This is a genomic window from Pseudoalteromonas sp. NGC95, from assembly GCF_015864705.1.
GTDB classification, from domain to species: Bacteria; Pseudomonadota; Gammaproteobacteria; order Enterobacterales; family Alteromonadaceae; genus Pseudoalteromonas; species Pseudoalteromonas arctica.
In genome coordinates, this window is the sequence record NZ_JADYWR010000020.1 from 38,971 (window position 1) to 57,077 (window position 18,107).

Below are 18,107 nucleotides of genomic sequence, written 5' to 3' on the forward strand. Positions count from 1 at the left end.
TGGGTGTTTATTACGCAAGAGACCTAAAAAGGCACTCTTGCGGTGTATTAATTGGCTAGTCTTTATTTAACCACTTTTTGATCGAGTCATACATCTCATCTCGTATTAATGGCTGAGCTTTTTTGTTAGGGTGTAAACTATCGTTTTGCATTAGCTCAGGTTGACCAGCAACATCGAGCATAAAAAAGTTCATTAAATGCGCATTTGTTTCTTCGCTAACGCGCGAGAAAGTGTCTGTAAACATTTTGCTGTAACGCGGACCGTAATTAGGGGGAATGTAAATCTCCATTAAGGCGGTCATCGCATTAGCTGCTTGGCTTTTTTGAATAAGAGACGTTAAGTTAGTTTGCATTTTTTTGACTGGAAAACCACGTAAACCGTCATTAGCACCTAGCTCAATAAGTACATGAGTGGGTTCGTATTGCTCAAGCAATGCATCTAAACGGCGTAGAGCTCCACCAGATGTTTCGCCACTAATACTGGCGTTGATAAGTTCAATGTCGGCTTGTTCGTCATCGTATTTATCTTGTAACAATTTTACCCAGCCTTCTTCTTGTTGAAGTCCGTAGGCTGCGCTTAAACTGTCACCGAGTATTAAAATCGTGTTGTCGGCTGCTGCGCTCAGCGGTTTGATAACTAAAAATAAAATGAATACTAAACGAAGGATTGAATGAGTCATATGTCAGCGCTTTCTCAATTAAATATAATTCAGGTTAATGGTTTGTCTAAAGTAGTCTCTACCTTTGAAGGTGAGCTGCCCATCCTCAGCGACATCAGCTTTAATGTCAAGCATGGCGAGTCTGTTGCTATTGTTGGCACGTCGGGCTCTGGTAAATCAACGTTACTCAGTTTATTAGCAGGGCTGGATACCGCAAGCAGCGGCGAAATATTTTTAGATGGCGAGCCATTACACAATTTAGATGAAGAAGAGCGTGCTGCACTGCGCGCGGCTAAAATTGGATTTGTGTTTCAATCGTTCATGTTAGTACAAAGCTTAACTGCACTAGAAAACGTTATGCTGCCAGCAGAGCTTGCTGGTGAAAGTGATGCAAAAGAGCAAGCAATTGTATTACTTGAAAAAGTAGGCTTGAGCCATCGAATTGACCATTACCCGTCGCAACTCTCTGGCGGTGAACAACAGCGTGTTGCTATTGCGCGAGCATTTATTGGTACACCTAAAATATTGTTTGCTGATGAGCCTTCGGCTAATTTAGACAGCAAAAACGGTAAAATGATTGAGTCGTTATTATTTGATTTAAACACGCAACACGGCACTACGCTTATTTTGGTTACTCACGATGAAGGGCTTGCACAAAAATGTGAGCACATTATTCAAATAGAAGCGGGCTTACTGGTAAAAAGCCAAGTAGAGGACGTTGCTAATGTGGGTTAAGTTAGCGCTTAAGTTATTTTCGCGAGAATTTCGCCGTGGTGAGCTAACAGTTATAAGCGCAGCTATCGCCCTTGCTGTTTTAACCGTGCTTACACTGTCTATGGTTACTGAGCGAATAGGGCAAAGTATTGCGCAAAAAAGCAGTGCTTTTATTGCAGCAGACCGTGTACTTGCAAGCGATCATGTTCTCGACACTGCTTTTATTACTAAAGCACAGAGCCAAAATTTAAAAACGGCGCAAATGGTGTACTTCGACACTATGTTGTTTGCCGATGATGAAATGCAGTTTAGCTCAGTAAAAGCGGCATCTAATGCGTACCCGTTAAAAGGGCAGTTAAAAGTTAAAGACACTTTAACAGGTGAAACTAAGGTTGCTAATAGCGGACCAACGCCTGGTAATGTGTGGCTAAGTGAATCAGTATTTTACAGTTTAAATATTGATATAGGCGCGCAAGTAGAGCTTGGCGCTGCATTATTTAATGTTTCAAAAGTGATTGTAGAAGAGCCCGATGCGCCATTTAATGTATTTTCGAGCAGCCGCCGCGTGCTTATTAATATTGACGATGTGGCAAAAACCGAAGTTGTGCAGCCAGGTAGTCGTGTTTATTATCGCCAACTTTATGCAGGTAGTGAGGCCGATATAAATAGCTTTTACGAGTGGCTTAAACCACAAATGAAAGAAAACCAACAATGGTACGGCGTTAAAGACCGTCAATCACCTATTTCAAATAGTTTAAACCGTGCAGAGAGCTTTTTATTACTTGCCGGCCTATTAGGTATTATTTTAGCCGCAGTGGCTATAGCCGTTTCAGCAAAACGTTATTGTGAACGACAATACGACCCAGTAGCGATGATGAAAACGCTAGGCGGTAGCCGTTCAATGATCCGCAAAATATACATGCTCCATTTATTGCTTGTATGTGCAATGGCGGTAAGTATTGGGCTGTTAATTGGTTATGGCTTGCAAGAAATAGCAACAAGTTACTTATCAAAAAGTATGGGCACAGAGCTACCTTTAGGTGGCTTTAAACCTTGGCTGGTGGCTATAAGCACCGGCGTAATTTGTGCCGTTATGTTTTCTATTAAACCGTTATTTGATTTATTTGATATTCCACCGCTTAGAGTACTGCGCCGTAACTTAGGTGACAAGTTGGCAGTAAGTCGTGTGCATTTAGGCATGAGTGCGCTAACCGTGTTTTTATTAATGTGGTTATTTAGTAACAACATAAAAATAACGCTTATTTTGTTTGTTTCAACACTTGCGCTAATTGGTGTGTTGTTTTTGATATCTAAATTAATATTTGGTGGCGGTCGAAAGCTTGGCTTAAAACCTGGTAACAGTTGGTCGCTTGCAATTGCGTCTATTCAAAAGCGTGCAAATGTGAACGCGGTACAGTTAATTAGTTTTTCGTTAGCGATTAAATTACTGCTGTTTTTAGTGGTACTTAAAAACGACATGATATCTGATTGGCAGTCGCAACTTCCAAGCGACGCGCCTAATGCGTTTTTAGTTAATATTACGCAAAATGAGCTTGAGCCAATTAATGAGTATTTAGCACAAAAAGATATTCAGGTATCAGAGTTTTATCCCACTATTCGTGGACGCGTAAATGCGGTAAACGGCGAGTTGGTAGCACGTTCTGTATCGCTGCAAGACAACGAGAAAAAAGACGAAGAAGCACGTGCAGGTATTGGCCGCGAGCTAAACCTTACATGGCTTAACGATGTGCCTGACCAAAATGAAGTAACACAAGGCACGTGGTTTGGTGAAAATGCGATGGCTGAAGCCTCAGTAGAGGAGTCGATGCTTGAGCGTTTAGATGTTGAGATAGGCGATACGCTTACATTTTTAATTGGTTCGCAGTCGTTCGACGCTAAAATCACCAGTGTGCGCAAAGTTAATTGGGCCACGCTTAAACCTAACTTTTTTATTATTTTAAGCCCAGATGTGCTTGCAGATTTTCCGGCAACGTATATTTCGTCGGTACGTATAAATCCAGATCAAAAGCGTGATTTTAGCCAGTTATTGCGTACTTACCCTACTATTACAGCGATTGATATTGATAACTTTGTTAAGCAAATACAAACAACTATTTCGCAAGTATCACTCGCCATTGGCTTTGTACTTGCAATTGTTGTGCTGTGTGGTGCGCTTGTACTTATATCGCAAGTGCAAGCTAGTTTAGGTGAGCGTATGCAAGAAATTGTAATACTGCGAACGCTTGGCGCTAAAAGCCGATTAATTAAAAACGCGACCTTGTACGAGTTTTTATTACTCGGCGGTTTAGCTGGCTTAGTTGCTGCATTTTTTAGTGATATAGCACTTTTAATTGTGCAGCAACAAATGTTTGATTTAGCAGGTAAGTTACACCCGCATATATGGATTATTGGTCCTGTAGCTGGCGGTGTATTTGTGGCTGGTTTAGGCTATTTAATGATTTCCCGAACACTTAAACAAAATACCCAAGGATTAGTGCGTGCCCTAGGGTAAGCTTAAACTAACATGCTCCTTCAAATGCCCACCTAACACGTGGGCATTTTTGTTTTTCTTTGTACTGGTAATTTATACAGTGCTCTGGCATTATTAGCGTAATTTAAAAATAATAACAATGGAGTGCTGTTTGGCCATTATTTTAGGGATCGATCCTGGTTCACGTTTGACCGGATATGGCGTTGTTGCCCACCAAGGTTCTAAATTTACATACTTAGGCAGTGGTTGTATTAAGTTAGCCGATCATCCTTTTCCGGTTAGGCTTAAAATGATCTATCAAGGCATTACACAGCTTATTGAACAGTTTTCGCCAGAAACTTTTGCCATTGAAAAAGTATTTATGGCGCATAACCCCGATTCAGCTTTAAAACTAGGCCAAGCTAGAGGCGCGGCGATTGTTGGCGCTGCAATGGCCGACTTACCCGTATTTGAATACTCAGCTAGGCAAATTAAGCAAGCAGTAGTAGGCAACGGTGGCGCTGATAAAACTCAAGTGCAACACATGGTAAAAAATATTTTAAAACTACCAGGTACGCCACAGGCCGATGCAGCTGATGCACTCGCTATTGCGATTTGCCACGCTCACTCAGAACAAAATTTAATTAAACTAGCGGGTAGCGCAAGCAAAACCGTTAGAGGACGTTTAAGGAAATAACTATGATAGGCCGCTTAAATGGTATTTTAGTCGAAAAACAGCCACCAGAAATATTACTCGAAGTAAGTGGTGTCGGTTACGAAGTACAAATGCCAATGACCTGTTTTTACGATTTACCAAAAATTGGTGAAAACGCGATTGTTTACACCCACTTTGTAGTGCGTGAAGATGCTCAGCTATTATTTGGTTTTAATAATAAAGTTGAACGTGCCTTGTTTAGAGAGCTATTAAAAGCAAATGGCGTTGGGCCAAAACTTGGCTTAGCTATTTTATCGGGCATGTCGGCAAAGCAATTTGTAAGCTGTGTAAATAACGAAGACTCAACGTCGCTAGTTAAATTACCCGGTGTAGGTAAAAAAACAGCCGAGCGTTTAGTACTCGAAATGAAAGACAGATTAAAAGATTGGGGTAATGATTTATTTACGCCATTTAGCGACAGCGCAGTAATAGAGCCAATGAGCGATGCGACAATAGCTAATAACGCAGCCGATGATGCCGTATCGGCACTGCTTGCATTAGGTTATAAATTGCCACAAGCTCAAAAAGCAGTAAAATCGATAAGCAAACCCGATATGTCTACTGAGGTTCTTATTAGAGAATCTTTAAAATCAATGTTGTGAGTAACCCATGATTGAAGCGGATCGCTTAATTGATGCGACTGAAAAAACAAATGAAGACTCTATAGATCGTGCAATAAGACCAAAACTTTTAGCCGACTACAGAGGCCAGCCTCATGTTAAGCAGCAAATGGAAATTTTTATTGAAGCTGCCCGAACCCGTGGTGAAGCGCTCGATCATTTATTAATATTTGGCCCACCAGGGCTTGGTAAAACCACGCTTGCAAATATCGTTGCCAACGAATTACACGTAAGTATTAAAACAACATCCGGCCCTGTACTTGAAAAAGCAGGCGATTTAGCTGCGTTACTTACTAATTTAGAAGAAGGCGATGTACTCTTTATTGATGAAATACACAGGCTAAGCCCGCAAGTTGAAGAAATACTGTATCCAGCAATGGAAGACTACCAGCTTGATATAATGATTGGTGAAGGCCCAGCTGCGCGTTCTATTAAATTAGACTTACCTGCATTTACACTTATTGGTGCCACTACGCGAGCAGGCTCGCTAACATCGCCACTGCGTGACCGTTTTGGTATTGTGCAGCGATTAGAGTTTTATTCTGTAGAAGATTTGTCGCACATAGTAGGGCGCTCTGCACATTATCTTGGTTTAGAAATGTGTGACGACGGCGCAACCGAAATTGCACAACGTTCACGTGGTACACCACGTATTGCAAACCGTTTATTACGCCGTGTACGCGATTACACACAGGTAAAATCTGACGGTACAGTAAATGCCGAAGTAGCTAAGCAAGCGCTTGATATGATTGACGTAGATAAAAGTGGTTTTGATTATATGGATCGCAAATATTTACTCGCCATAATTGAAAAATTCATGGGCGGCCCAGTAGGACTCGACAATGTAGCTGCAGCTATTGGTGAAGAGCGTGAAACAATAGAAGATGTAATAGAGCCGTTTTTAATTCAGCAAGGATTTATTCAGCGTACTCCGCGTGGTCGAATCGTGTCTGACAGTGCATATCATCACTTTGGTTTACTTCCTAAAAAAGACTAGCCTCATCATATACATTACTTGCTGTGGTTTATTGCGCAGCAGGTAATTGACTTAGTACCCCTTTCTTTCAAATATTTATACGGCTGGTATTTTACCCAAAACCTCAGCACACTGTTGCAAATGTTATTTCAAAATACTTATACGCTTTATAGTTAACTGTTAATTCACAGGGCGTTAAGACTCGCGAAGCTATCCTGCGTACCATTCAAACTAGTAACCGAATTACTTATTGTAAAATAGGTAGGGCAATTATTAGTTTATAAATAATACCAATCTGCTTATATATGGGGTTTACTTAACGTTAAGAAAATTACGCTAGAACTAGGCAAAAGTTTTTGTATCTAGTTGTTCTAAATAAAAAATTTTTAACGACGTTATAGTGCAATTTAATTCGTTAAATTGATCAAAGATTTATGCAGGTTGGTATAAAATATGTAGCGCACTAAATTGTAGGCAAAAAAAAGCCCGCAAAAAATGCGGGCAAACAACAAGTTGAAGGAAGTAATCCAGGGAACTACGTTTTACTGAATTTGGTTTTATCCAGAAAGAGTAAAACAATGTAATACGATAAAATATCCTATTACTAAGAACTTGGCTTAATGAAACTATCTCATTCGGTGCGCTAGTTCGGTATGGGAGAATAATACGTAAGATCATCTTTTTGTTCAAACTAGAAAATTTGTATTTTCAGATTAGAAAAACTAATTCTGTGAATTTTATTGTTGTTTGAATTTTGCGCGTTAATTAATCGTTAAATTTATAAGTTAATGAAATTTCTAGCTTAAGTAATTTCTTTTGATGTGGCTCGGTATTAGTTTTACTGTTACGTGAAGGTAAGGCTTATAGGTTTTGAGTGTTTATGCTCTTATTTTGAATAAACGGCGCATTTTATGACGTTTTACTTATATATTTACGCATATTTATAGTTAGCGAGTTTATTTAAAAGATTAAATAAAATACTGAGGCAAATGGAAATGCCAACTAAAGCTGTTTTTTAACGTTTTTTGTTGCCTATTCATAGCAATACCGTTGTCAGCTTGAAATGGACTAGATACACTAGATGCAACTTTTGACCGTATAAACGGTCATATTTACACAAATTAACCAATTTGCCGTATTTTGAAATTACTTAGGAGTTTAACGTGGGATCAGGGCTTAATTTTTTAGACCTAATTTTAGAAGCAAGCTTGCTTGTTCAGTTAGTGATGTTAGGGCTAGTTGCCATGTCTGTAATGTCGTGGACAATTATATTTCAGCGTAAAAAAGCAATATCAGATGCACTATCAAATGCTAAGAAATTTGAGCAAAAATTTTGGTCTGGTATTGATCTAAGTAAATTGTATAACGAAATATCGTCACGCAGCGGTCAGTCTCAAGGTATTGAAGCCTTATTTACTTCAGGCTTTAAGGAGTTTGCTCGTCATAAAAAGAATACATTTCAAAGTGCGAGTATTGTTATGGAAGGGACGCATCGTTCTATGCGTGTTGCGCTTTCTCGTGAAATTGAAAAAATTGAATCTAGCTTATCGTTTTTAGCAACGGTAGGTTCTATTAGTCCGTACATCGGTTTGTTTGGTACAGTGTGGGGTATTATGAATGCCTTTATTGCACTAGGTGAAGTTAAGCAAGCTACATTACAAATGGTAGCACCCGGTATAGCAGAGGCACTTATTGCGACTGCTATGGGTTTATTCGCGGCAATTCCGGCCGTTATTGCTTATAACCGCTTTTCAAACAGTGTTGAAAAGCTTGAGTCTCACTATATTAACTTTATGGAAGAGTTTGCTAATATTTTACACCGTCAAGCAGCTACACAAATAGAGGCACAAGCGAATGTATCAGCGTAAAAAGCGCCGTCCGGTCGCAGAAATTAATGTAGTACCTTACATTGATGTAATGTTGGTATTACTTATTATATTTATGGCAACAGCACCGCTTATTACACACGGTGTAAAAGTTGATTTACCTAAAATGGAAGAGTCTGATTTAGTTGATACTAAAGATACTCCTCCCATTATTGCTTCAATTGATGCAGAGGGTAAATATTATGTAAGCGTAGGTACTGATCCTGAAGAGCCTATGGAAGCACTTGATGTTGCTGCGGTTATAAAATTACAGTTAATGAAAAACCCTGACGTGCCAGTTATGATTAAAGGCTCGGGTAAGGTGTCGTATCAAGAAGTATTATTACTAATGGATTTTTTGAAAAATGCAGGCGTACCATCAGTAGGATTAATGACTGAATCCTTTGAGGGGAAGTAGCTGTATGAATAGTTCAGTAGTAAAATCGATAGTACTTCATTTAGGAATTGGTGGTTTTTTGTATGCGTCTGCAAACATTCATCCGCCAGCACCTAAAGTAATGGAGGTAACGCTTAATTCGGCTATACCTACGCCAGATAAAGCAGTATCAGCCGTTACAGTTGATCAAAAACAAGTTGAGCAAAAAATTGCTGAACTTCAAAAGAAAGAAAAAGATAAAAAAAGTGCTGAAGACAAACGTATCCGCGATTTAGAACGCAGAGCGGCCAATGCACGTAAGCAACGCGAATCTGAATCTAGGCATATTAAAAAGCTAGAGCAAGAACGTAAAGCTAAAGAAAAAGAAACAGCCGAGGCGCAAGCACAAGCTAAAAAAGCACGTGCCATTGAGCAAAAAGAGCGCGCTAAAGCTAAGCAAGCTGAAAAGCAAAAGCAAGAAGCTGAAAGTGCAGCAAAAGCTGCTGCTGATAAGCGTAAAACCGAAGAAGACGCACTTAAAAAAGCAGAAGCTGAACGTAAAAAACGTGAAGAAGAAGCAAAAGAGCGTGCAGCCGAGGCCGAACGTAAACGCCAGCAAGCAATGCAAGAGCAAATGTTACAAGAGCAACTTGCCAAAGAGCAGGCTGCCCGTAGTAAAATACGTCAACAACAAGTGGTAAGCGAAGTTGATAAGTACCGTGCATTAATTATGGCGCGTATTCAGCAAAACTTATTGATTGATGAAAAAATGAAAAACCAACAGTGCCGAGTAAATATTCGTTTAGGTTTTAATGGTTTAGTAACGCAAGTTAAATCATTAGGTGGCGATAAGTTGGTATGTGAAGCTGCATTAAGAGCAGTGCGCATGGCCGACACATTACCGGTATCTAAAGATAAAGACGTATTCGAACAACTTAAGAATATTAATTTAACAATCAAGCCAGAATTTTAAAGGAATGATATGTTCAACAAAATAAAAATAGCCTGTTTAGTTTTACTGTTTGGGTTTGTGGGTGTTGCTAATGCAGCACTTGAAATTGTAATAACTGAGGGTGTAGACGGTGCAAGGCCCATTGCTATAGTACCTTTTAAGTACCAAGGTGTTGGCCCAATCCCTGAAAAATTAAGCAGTGTTATTGCTGCCGATTTAATGCGCAGTGGTAAATTTAAACCTGTAGATGTAGCGCAAATGCCACAACAGCCAACCAAAGATAGCGAAATTGATTACGCATCTTGGGTTAATAAAGGTGTGGAAGCGATATTAGTGGGCGAAGTTGAGCAGCAAACTGATGGGCGTTACTTAGTGCGTTATGAGTTAGTTGACGTGATCCGCGGCCAAATTACCGGTGGCAATACACAAATGATGAGTAATGGTAAGCTAGTTAAAAGCCAAGATCATATTTTGGAAGCGCGTGAAAGTGTTATTGGTGAAAGTGGTTTTCGCCGTTACTCTCATCGAATCAGTGACGTTATTTATGAAAGATTGACTGGTGAAAAAGGCGCATTTTTAACTAAAATTGCCTATGTAATAGTACGTGATAATGACCCTAAGCCTTATCAACTCGTTGTTGCAGACTATGATGGATTTAATGAGCAAGTATTACTTCGCTCAAAAGAGCCTTTAATGTCGCCAGCGTGGTCGCCAGATGGTACTAAGTTAGCGTATGTAACGTTTGAAAACCGTCAAAGCCAAATTTACATTCAAGATATATACACAGGTAAGCGCGAAATAATAGCAAGCTACCGTGGTATTAACGGTGCACCTCAGTTTTCGCCAGATGGTAAAAAGCTACTTTTAGTGCTTTCTAAGGACAAGACGGGTGCAACAGAAATTTACTTGCTTGACCTAGCTACACGTAAAGAAACACGCTTAACAAATCACCGTAGCATAGATACTGAGCCATCTTGGCACCCTAATGGTCAAGATATTGTGTTTACATCTGAAAGGGGTGGTAATGCTCAGATTTATAAGTTAAATTTAAAAACTGGTAGGTCACAGCGACTCACCTTTGATGGTGATATGAATCTTGCTGGTTCAATAACACCAGATGGAAAAGAATTAGTGATGGTTAACCGTACCAACGGGCAGTACCATCTTGCTAAGAAAGAGCTGGCTACAGGCGCGTTCCAAGTATTAACGAGAACACGCCTAGATGAATCACCGAGCATAGCGCCAAATGGTTCGATGATTATATATAGCACGCTTCATAATAATAAACAGGTACTTGCGCTAGTATCGATGGACGGCCGCTTTAAGGCACGGTTACCTGTGCTAGACGGACAAGTAAAGGCACCAGCTTGGTCGCCATACTTACAGTAATATTACTGGTTTACTCAAAATAGGAATCTACTCAATGAAACTTAACAAAATACTTAAAGGCCTGCTAATTGCTGTGCCAGTAATGACATTAGCAGCTTGTAGCTCATCTTCAGATATTGATGAAGGTGCTGCAAACCAATCAAATCAAGGCGTTGTTGAGCAATCAACTAACACTGATACGGTTGAAGTTGCTACAATTTCTCCTGAGCAACAAGCAGAAGAACAACTTCGTCAAAAGTACGAAGCACTTCGTCAAGAGCAAGTAATCTACTTTGATTTTGATACTGCGACAGTTGAAAGCAAGTACGCAGACTTACTTCGTGCACATGCTGAGTTTTTAGTTCAAAACTCATCAGTTAAAGTACTAATTGAAGGCCATGCAGATGAGCGCGGTACTCCAGAGTACAATATTGCACTAGGTGAGCACCGTGGCCAAGCAGTTGAAAAATACTTATTAAGCCTAGGTGTTTCAGCTAGCCAAATGTCAGTGGTAAGCTACGGTGAAGAGAAGCCAATGGTTAAGTCTCGCACTGAATCAGCTTTCGCTAAAAACCGCCGTGCGGTACTAGTTTACTAAGATAAGAGATATTATGAAGCCGAAAATTATTTTGGCAGCCATGATATTGAGCGGGAGCACCCAGTTAATGGCTGCTCCCGCTCCTGTTTCAGAAGCTGCGAGTTCACAATCAAGTATTGAGAAGCGATTAGCGTCGCTTGAGAATATGATGCAACAGCGTAACTTTTTGCAAGTTGAGTTACAGCAACAGCTTAACTTGTTACAAGACGAAGTAAGCCAAATTCGAGGTGTAACCGAAGAGCAAAGCTACAAGCTTGAAAAAGTACTGCAGCGTCAGCGTGAGTTGTATCAAGAAATTGAAAACCGCGTGAGCCAGGCTTATACACAGCCAGCAGCAGCTCCCGCAACTGATTACACGCAACAAAGCAATGCACAGACCTATAGCAGTGACTTATCTGAAAATGAAGCCTATGAGCGCGCTGTCGCGTTAATAATGAAAGATAAACGCTATGACCAAGCGATTCCTGAATTTCAAACGTTTTTAACTACCTACCCAAACTCTGTCTATGCGTCTAATGCGCATTATTGGTTAGGGCAGTTGCTTACTATTAAAAATGATGGTGTAAAAGCAGTAGAGCACTTTAAAGTCGTTGTGAACGAATTTCCAAATTCTAATAAACGCCCAGATGCGATGCTAAAGTTAGGCACACTTTTACAAGATCAAGGTTCAGCGGCGCAAGCGCAAAAAATATTGAGCGATCTTATCAATCAATACCCAAGTACAACCGCTGCAAAACTAGCAACTGATCGTTTAGGAAACTAAAGTTCACTAGCGATTAAATTTCTAGTTAGGGCGAGCAAACTACATGGAAACTCTCGAAGAATCTTGGATTTGCATGTAGTTTGAGCACAAACGGTTTAATTTTGTGCATCTAGACATAAAAACTTAAAAAAAGAGACAATTTCGGTTGCACTCATTTTATAAATAAGTATTATAAGCGCCCGCAGCAAACGAATGGTTACCCCACTCGAAATGCGACAAAAAGAGCGGGTTATTAGCTCAGTTGGTAGAGCAGTTGACTTTTAATCAATTGGTCGATGGTTCAAATCCATCATAACCCACCATTCTTTGAATGGTCTTTTATCGGCGGATTTACGTAGAATACTAAGTTGTTATAAAACGCAACGTCAGAGCGGGTCATTAGCTCAGTTGGTAGAGCAGTTGACTTTTAATCAATTGGTCGATGGTTCAAATCCATCATGACCCACCATTCTTTATTCCTTGTGAATAGTGTGTGGCATCAATCGGCGGATTTACGCATGCTTTAACTTAGAAATAAGTTAGCAACTGGAACGGGTTATTAGCTCAGTTGGTAGAGCAGTTGACTTTTAATCAATTGGTCGATGGTTCAAATCCATCATAACCCACCATTCTTTATTCCTTTGAATAGTGATTGGTTCCAATCGACGGATTTACGTAAAGTAGTAAGTTGCATTTAAAACGCAACAATAGAGCGGGTTATTAGCTCAGTTGGTAGAGCAGTTGACTTTTAATCAATTGGTCGATGGTTCAAATCCATCATAACCCACCATTCTTTATTCCTTGTGAATAGTGTTTGGCATCAATCGGCGGATTTACGTAAGCTTCATTCATAATTGAATAAGTGCATAGAGCGGGTTATTAGCTCAGTTGGTAGAGCAGTTGACTTTTAATCAATTGGTCGATGGTTCAAATCCATCATAACCCACCATTCTATGAGTAGTTTTAATCGGCGGATTTACGTAAGTTTATTCAAAATGAATAAGCGTATGAGCGGGTCATTAGCTCAGTTGGTAGAGCAGTTGACTTTTAATCAATTGGTCGATGGTTCAAATCCATCATGACCCACCATTCTTTATTCTTATGAATAATGTTTGGCATCAATCGACGGATATACGTAAGCTTCATTCATAATTGAATAAGCGCATAGATTGGGTTATTAGCTCAGTTGGTAGAGCAGTTGACTTTTAATCAATTGGTCGATGGTTCAAATCCATCATAACCCACCATTCTATGAAAGTTTTAATCGGCGGATTTACGCAGCTTTTTACAAAGCAGATTTATATTAGAGCGGGTCATTAGCTCAGTTGGTAGAGCAGTTGACTTTTAATCAATTGGTCGATGGTTCAAATCCATCATGACCCACCACTCTCTAATACTTTCCTTTATATTCTTTTTTAAATTCCCATTCTATTTTTTATAAACAGCTTAACTAGTTTGCTGTTATTTATGTTTATATTCTCGTATAATTCGCCCTAATTAATGCACTGTAGATAAGTGGTCGAGAACATGAGTCTAGCTCAAACTATTATGCCTGAAGGTTATATTTTCCCCCCTAAGCCAGCACCGTTAACAAATGACGAGCAAGGCGAATATAAAGCGCGTATAAAACAATTACTAAAAGATAAAAATGCAGTACTTGTTGCACATTATTATACCGATCCTGAAATTCAAGCACTTGCAGAAGAAACCGGCGGCTGCGTTGCCGATTCGCTAGAAATGGCACGTTTTGGTGCACGTCACGATGCAGATATGATCATCGTCGCGGGCGTGAAATTTATGGGCGAAACAGCCAAAATTTTAACGCCAAATAAAACGGTTGTTATGCCAACGCTTGAAGCGACGTGTTCGCTAGATATTGGTTGCCCAATAGACGAGTTCTCAGCGTTTTGTGATGAGCACCCTGACCGTAAAGTGGTTGTGTATGCAAACACCTCTACCGCAGTTAAGGCGCGTGCAGATTGGATTGTAACCTCATCATGTGCACTTGAAATAGTAGAGCACCTTGATGAGCAAGGCGAAAAAATCATTTGGGGCCCAGATAAGCACCTTGGTAGTTATATTCAAAAAAATACCGGTGCTGATATGCTTATGTGGAATGGCGCATGTATTGTACATGACGAATTTAAAACTAAAGCCTTAAAAGATATGAAGGCGCTACACCCAGATGCAGGCGTATTAGTTCATCCTGAGTCACCAGCAGAAATTGTTGCACTTGCCGATTCGGTTGGATCTACGAGCCAATTAATTAAAGCTGCGCAAACAATGGACAATAAAAAGTTTATTGTAGCAACCGATCGCGGCATCTTTTATAAAATGCAGCAACTATGTCCAGATAAAGAGTTTTTTGCGGCTCCAACGGCAGGTGAGGGCGCTTCATGTAAAAGTTGCGCACATTGCCCCTGGATGGCAATGAATGGCTTAAAAGCGATTGAGGAAGCCCTCATAAGCCCTAAAGGTAAAGAAGTATTCGTTGATATGGATTTACGCGAAGGCGCACTTAAGTCGCTTAATCGCATGCTTGAATTTACTGCGAGCATGGCTAAGTAATTTTAAAAGTATAAATTAAAACGGTTAGGTCTTAGATTTAGCCGTTTTTTGTGCCTATAGATAAGCTATTGCTTGATAAGTAAGCATTTAAAGGCTCATATTTAAAAATGCCTTGCACCTTAAGGGTCTATTTCATACTATAGCGCGCTGTTGCATTACACAATTGCAGCACTGTGGAGGGATGGCTGAGTGGCTGAAGGCGCACGCCTGGAAAGTGTGTTTAGGTTTATCCCTAACGAGGGTTCGAATCCCTCTCCCTCCACCATTATTCTTAGAACCCAGTTACTAATATCGAAAGGTATTAGTAACTGGGTTTTTTAATGCCTTCGCAATGACTAACTATTAACTAAATAGAGTGTTGATAACATGCTTACAAGCTCATGTTTTTCAATTGGCTTTGAAACGTAACCATCAAATAACTGTCTGTATATTTCTTTTTGCTCTGTAAAAACATTAGCGGTTAACGCGATAACAATTTGTTCGTTATTAAGCGCCTTAATTTTTTTACATGCCTGAAGACCATCCATTTTAGGCATTTGAATGTCCATAAAGATAATGTCTGGCTTGTGTGACTCGTATAATGAGATTGCTTCTAACCCATTGTTGGCAATAATAATGGTGGCTTTTGTAGGCTCAAGCATCGCAGATGCAACAAGCTGATTTATTTTATTATCTTCAGCTAATAAAATAGTTTTTCCAGATAGGTCAGGAAGCTCAACATTTTTTGTTATTAATGTGCTTTCATCAATCTGTGCTTGTTTTAATGGTAAGTACACATAAAACTGACTACCTGAATCTAATTGGCTGGTTACTTTAATTTCGCCATTCATTAAACCTATTAATGATTTAGTAATAGGTAAGCCAAGACCTGTACCGCCATATTCACGCGTAGTTGATTGCTCTGCTTGTTCAAAGCGCTCAAACAATCGCTCTATAGCCTGCTCAGAAATTCCAATTCCGGTGTCTGATATACAACAACATATTTTGTTTTCGTCGGTTAGCCTAAACGTTACTGTAACGCCACCTTGCGACGTAAACTTAATCGCATTAGATATTAGGTTTAAAAATATCTGTCTTAGTCTAACGGGGTCGCCCACCCAGTACTTATGCTCAATATTAATTATAAATTTAAGGTATATATTTTTATCACTGGCTTGCAGGCCAAGATCAGAGTCTAAGTGGTGAATAAGTTCAAAAAGGTCGAATGATTTATATTCTAATGAAAGCTTCCCAGCTTCAATTTTAGAAAAGTCGAGGATATCATTAATAATAGTGGTGAGTGAGCGGGTCGAATAAAGTGATTTTTTTAAATACTCTTTTGATTTTTCATTCAATGGCTGCTCTTGCAGTAACTGTAATGTACCTAGTATGCCGTTCATAGGTGTGCGTATTTCGTGACTCATATTTGCTAAAAATTCAGATTTAGCTTGTGATGCCTGTTCAGCTAATTCTTTAGCATGTCCGAGAGCTTGTTCGTGATTAATTTGTTCGGTCAAATCGTATGCTACACCCAAATAGCCAACAATTTCATTTTCGTTATTTAATAAAGAGGTGACACTTATATTAACTTGTATGTGCTCGCCTGTAGAAGAAATGTATGTCCACTGATTGATATCAGGCTCTGTAGCCGTTGCTTTTAAGATAAACACTTCAAAACCAGGGAAAACAGGTTCATTTAACTCTGCACTAAGCTGTTTGGCTTTTTTTATAATTTCTTCTTTTAAATGAAAAATACCCGGGTTTTCAATTCCAATAACGTCTTGCGCTTTATAGCCTAATAACTTTTCAGAGGCGGGATTAAACAAAGTAATTAAGCCATTTATGTCGGTCGCAATAATAGAGTAACTGGCACTGTTTAAAATACTTTGTTGAAGCATACTTATATCGGCAATTTCTTTAGTACGTAATTTTACTTCTTTTTCTAATTTTAAATTTGTTTGCTGCAGCATATGCTTATTTTGTTTAGCTTTGATAATTCTTCGCTGTGTTCTTTGTGCTCTACGGTAAAAAAACAGCTGAATTATCAAAGTTATAAACATACAAATAAGGGTATAAAAAACACCATTGACAATAGCTTGATATTTACTCGGTAAGTGTAGTGATTCAATAAATGTGTCTGAAGCACTAAGTGTGATTTCCCATGTTCTTCCCATCACTTTAATTACTTTATTTAACTGATAATCAGCCGAGTTGCTTTTAATGCCGTAGCTAAAAAAGTCAGTTTTAACGTTGTTACCTATGTCGCTAATGACTAGCTTATTTTCATCAGCTTGGGAAAGAGAGTCTAAAATATTGTCTATTAATAAAGGGGAGTAAGTCCATCCAATTAATTGCTCTAAACGCTGGATTTTATCAGTTGGAATAATAATATTTTTATAAACTGGTAGTAAAATTAAAAAGCCTTGTTGCGATTTGTTATCCGCTTGGATTAACGTAATAGGCGCCGATAATTGAACTTGGTTATTAATTGCAGAATTTAATGCTGCTTTTTTACGTGTACTTTCCGATGCAATATCGAGTCCTAGAGCCCGTGAATTACTTTGCTCAGGAAATATATACTGAATAATAAAGTGCTCATCACTTTCGTTAGCTAGTTTATTTAGTTTGAATATTTGGTTAGGTCGATCGGATTTTGCAGTTTTTAAGAATTGAGCTAAGTTTTCGGCATTCACTTTTCTTATAAAACCAATACCATTTGCTCCAGGGAATTCTTGGGCGTAGTTGCGACTGTTAGAGTAATTAGAAATTGTTTGGTAGCTTAAATTATTAACGCCAATGCCGTGTATAAATCCTTTTAAACCGTATAGCCCATATTTATATAAGGCGAATCTGCTAGTAACGCCTGTTGAGAGTGAAGAAAGGCGGTTGTTGAGGGCTTCATTTATTTTGTTATTAACAGCATCTTGATGTGCAGCGTGGGCAAAGTAAGTTAATACAATACCACTGATGAAAAAAATAGCATGAGTAAGCACCGAGATTAATAACCTTTTACTAACCGGTCGTCCTGAAAACATTAACTCATCCTTTATTATTAATATACTGACAGTATATCTGTTTTATCATCGAAATAAATATAGCACTTATTATTCAGGATACAACTTTGTTATTAATTAGAATATATATATTTTATAAAGGTTTAGAGTGGATGTAATATAAAAAGTTGATTTTACTCACCAAGATAAGACGAACATGTATATAAATATAATAATTTTTATGTTTTTTGCTACTTTATAGCGAACAACAAAAGTATTAGCTAAAGGTGCTGATTTTTATATTTATCGATTTTTTAGTGAATATTAGGTGCTCAAAAAACAACGGATAGCTTTTAGTTTTTGCTTATAACTTTACTTTGTTAAGTTTAAATAAAGTAAAATTTAACCAATATTATGACGCTTTTAAAGGGAACTATCGGTATAGGTTCGAGCGAGCAAGAGACGATGCTCACCTTACTTTTATAATTCATCCGAAACAAAACAAACACTTAA

The 18,107-nt window shown here is 38.8% G+C and carries 14 protein-coding genes and 9 tRNA genes; 21 read left to right on the forward strand and 2 right to left on the reverse strand.

Annotated elements, in window-relative coordinates; translation table 11 throughout:
• Positions 1-55: 55 nt before the first annotated feature.
• Positions 56-679: an arylesterase gene (locus tag I6E70_RS16220; RefSeq protein ID WP_007580376.1), complete on the reverse strand. Its 624-nt coding sequence runs from the start codon at positions 677-679 to the stop codon at positions 56-58.
• Here I6E70_RS16220 and I6E70_RS16225 point away from each other — a divergent pair, their 5' ends adjacent.
• The 21 genes from I6E70_RS16225 to I6E70_RS16325 all read left to right on the forward strand — a co-directional run bounded on the left by I6E70_RS16225 (position 680) and on the right by I6E70_RS16325 (position 14,887).
• Positions 680-1,393 carry an ABC transporter ATP-binding protein gene (locus I6E70_RS16225; RefSeq protein WP_007580378.1) on the forward strand — a complete coding sequence of 238 codons (714 nt, stop codon included), beginning with the start codon at positions 680-682 and terminating at the stop codon, positions 1,391-1,393.
• Positions 1,383-3,884 carry an ABC transporter permease gene (locus I6E70_RS16230; protein ID WP_197189202.1) on the forward strand — a complete coding sequence of 834 codons (2,502 nt, stop codon included), beginning with the start codon at positions 1,383-1,385 and terminating at the stop codon, positions 3,882-3,884. Before I6E70_RS16225 ends, I6E70_RS16230 begins: the two co-directional genes overlap by 11 nt.
• A 130-nt stretch (positions 3,885-4,014) precedes the next feature.
• Positions 4,015-4,539: a crossover junction endodeoxyribonuclease RuvC gene (gene ruvC / locus I6E70_RS16235; RefSeq protein ID WP_002960649.1), complete on the forward strand. Its 525-nt coding sequence runs from the start codon at positions 4,015-4,017 to the stop codon at positions 4,537-4,539.
• A gap of 2 nt (positions 4,540-4,541) precedes the next feature.
• Positions 4,542-5,159 (forward strand): Holliday junction branch migration protein RuvA, encoded by a 618-nt coding sequence (gene ruvA, locus I6E70_RS16240; protein ID WP_002960647.1) that lies wholly within the window; start codon positions 4,542-4,544, stop codon positions 5,157-5,159.
• A gap of 7 nt (positions 5,160-5,166) precedes the next feature.
• Positions 5,167-6,174: a Holliday junction branch migration DNA helicase RuvB gene (ruvB, locus tag I6E70_RS16245; protein ID WP_007580382.1), complete on the forward strand. Its 1,008-nt coding sequence runs from the start codon at positions 5,167-5,169 to the stop codon at positions 6,172-6,174.
• A gap of 1,142 nt (positions 6,175-7,316) precedes the next feature.
• Positions 7,317-8,021: a protein TolQ gene (gene tolQ, locus I6E70_RS16250; protein WP_007580384.1), complete on the forward strand. Its 705-nt coding sequence runs from the start codon at positions 7,317-7,319 to the stop codon at positions 8,019-8,021.
• The gene (tolR, locus tag I6E70_RS16255) at positions 8,008-8,436 is read left to right on the forward strand and encodes a protein TolR (RefSeq protein WP_007580386.1); all 429 of its coding nucleotides are present in this window, start codon (positions 8,008-8,010) and stop codon (positions 8,434-8,436) included. The genes tolQ and tolR overlap by 14 nt, the downstream gene beginning before the upstream one ends.
• A 4-nt stretch (positions 8,437-8,440) precedes the next feature.
• Complete coding sequence (tolA, locus tag I6E70_RS16260; RefSeq protein ID WP_007580388.1) at positions 8,441-9,367, forward strand: cell envelope integrity protein TolA; 927 nt, start codon at positions 8,441-8,443, stop codon at positions 9,365-9,367.
• A gap of 9 nt (positions 9,368-9,376) precedes the next feature.
• Positions 9,377-10,735, forward strand: coding sequence for a Tol-Pal system beta propeller repeat protein TolB (gene tolB / locus I6E70_RS16265; protein WP_007580390.1), 1,359 nt, complete (start codon positions 9,377-9,379; stop codon positions 10,733-10,735).
• Positions 10,736-10,769: 34 nt separating this feature from the next.
• Complete coding sequence (gene pal, locus I6E70_RS16270; RefSeq protein WP_007580392.1) at positions 10,770-11,312, forward strand: peptidoglycan-associated lipoprotein Pal; 543 nt, start codon at positions 10,770-10,772, stop codon at positions 11,310-11,312.
• Between the two features lie 13 nt (positions 11,313-11,325).
• Positions 11,326-12,075, forward strand: coding sequence for a tol-pal system protein YbgF (gene ybgF, locus I6E70_RS16275; RefSeq protein ID WP_024590479.1), 750 nt, complete (start codon positions 11,326-11,328; stop codon positions 12,073-12,075).
• A 226-nt stretch (positions 12,076-12,301) separates the two neighbouring features.
• Positions 12,302-12,377 (forward strand) — tRNA-Lys (locus I6E70_RS16280).
• Between the two features lie 70 nt (positions 12,378-12,447).
• Positions 12,448-12,523, forward strand: a tRNA-Lys gene (locus tag I6E70_RS16285).
• 84 nt (positions 12,524-12,607) lie between these two features.
• Positions 12,608-12,683, forward strand: a tRNA-Lys gene (locus I6E70_RS16290).
• Between the two features lie 85 nt (positions 12,684-12,768).
• Positions 12,769-12,844: transfer RNA gene (locus I6E70_RS16295), tRNA-Lys, on the forward strand.
• Between the two features lie 83 nt (positions 12,845-12,927).
• Positions 12,928-13,003, forward strand: a tRNA-Lys gene (locus I6E70_RS16300).
• Between the two features lie 64 nt (positions 13,004-13,067).
• Positions 13,068-13,143 (forward strand) — tRNA-Lys (locus I6E70_RS16305).
• Between the two features lie 82 nt (positions 13,144-13,225).
• A tRNA-Lys gene (locus I6E70_RS16310) sits at positions 13,226-13,301 on the forward strand.
• A 63-nt stretch (positions 13,302-13,364) separates the two neighbouring features.
• A tRNA-Lys gene (locus I6E70_RS16315) sits at positions 13,365-13,440 on the forward strand.
• Positions 13,441-13,581: 141 nt separating this feature from the next.
• A complete protein-coding gene (gene nadA, locus I6E70_RS16320; protein ID WP_007580396.1) occupies positions 13,582-14,622 on the forward strand; it encodes a quinolinate synthase NadA in 1,041 nt (346 codons plus the stop codon).
• Positions 14,623-14,797: 175 nt separating this feature from the next.
• A tRNA-Ser gene (locus tag I6E70_RS16325) sits at positions 14,798-14,887 on the forward strand.
• 70 nt (positions 14,888-14,957) lie between these two features.
• On the opposite strand, the gene I6E70_RS16330 is transcribed toward I6E70_RS16325, so the two are convergent.
• The gene (locus I6E70_RS16330) at positions 14,958-17,636 is read right to left on the reverse strand and encodes a CHASE domain-containing protein (RefSeq protein ID WP_169060075.1); all 2,679 of its coding nucleotides are present in this window, start codon (positions 17,634-17,636) and stop codon (positions 14,958-14,960) included.
• Positions 17,637-18,107 lie beyond the last annotated feature (471 nt).

Coding starts and splice junctions, on each gene's coding strand:
- I6E70_RS16220 (WP_007580376.1), bottom strand. CDS start 679: ATGACTCATTCAATCCTTCGTTTAGTATTCATTTTATTTTTAGTTATC.
- I6E70_RS16225 (WP_007580378.1), top strand. CDS start 680: ATGTCAGCGCTTTCTCAATTAAATATAATTCAGGTTAATGGTTTGTCT.
- I6E70_RS16230 (WP_197189202.1), top strand. CDS start 1,383: ATGTGGGTTAAGTTAGCGCTTAAGTTATTTTCGCGAGAATTTCGCCGT.
- ruvA (WP_002960647.1), top strand. CDS start 4,542: ATGATAGGCCGCTTAAATGGTATTTTAGTCGAAAAACAGCCACCAGAA.
- ruvB (WP_007580382.1), top strand. CDS start 5,167: ATGATTGAAGCGGATCGCTTAATTGATGCGACTGAAAAAACAAATGAA.
- tolR (WP_007580386.1), top strand. CDS start 8,008: ATGTATCAGCGTAAAAAGCGCCGTCCGGTCGCAGAAATTAATGTAGTA.
- tolA (WP_007580388.1), top strand. CDS start 8,441: ATGAATAGTTCAGTAGTAAAATCGATAGTACTTCATTTAGGAATTGGT.
- tolB (WP_007580390.1), top strand. CDS start 9,377: ATGTTCAACAAAATAAAAATAGCCTGTTTAGTTTTACTGTTTGGGTTT.
- pal (WP_007580392.1), top strand. CDS start 10,770: ATGAAACTTAACAAAATACTTAAAGGCCTGCTAATTGCTGTGCCAGTA.
- ybgF (WP_024590479.1), top strand. CDS start 11,326: ATGAAGCCGAAAATTATTTTGGCAGCCATGATATTGAGCGGGAGCACC.
- nadA (WP_007580396.1), top strand. CDS start 13,582: ATGAGTCTAGCTCAAACTATTATGCCTGAAGGTTATATTTTCCCCCCT.
- I6E70_RS16330 (WP_169060075.1), bottom strand. CDS start 17,636: ATGTTTTCAGGACGACCGGTTAGTAAAAGGTTATTAATCTCGGTGCTT.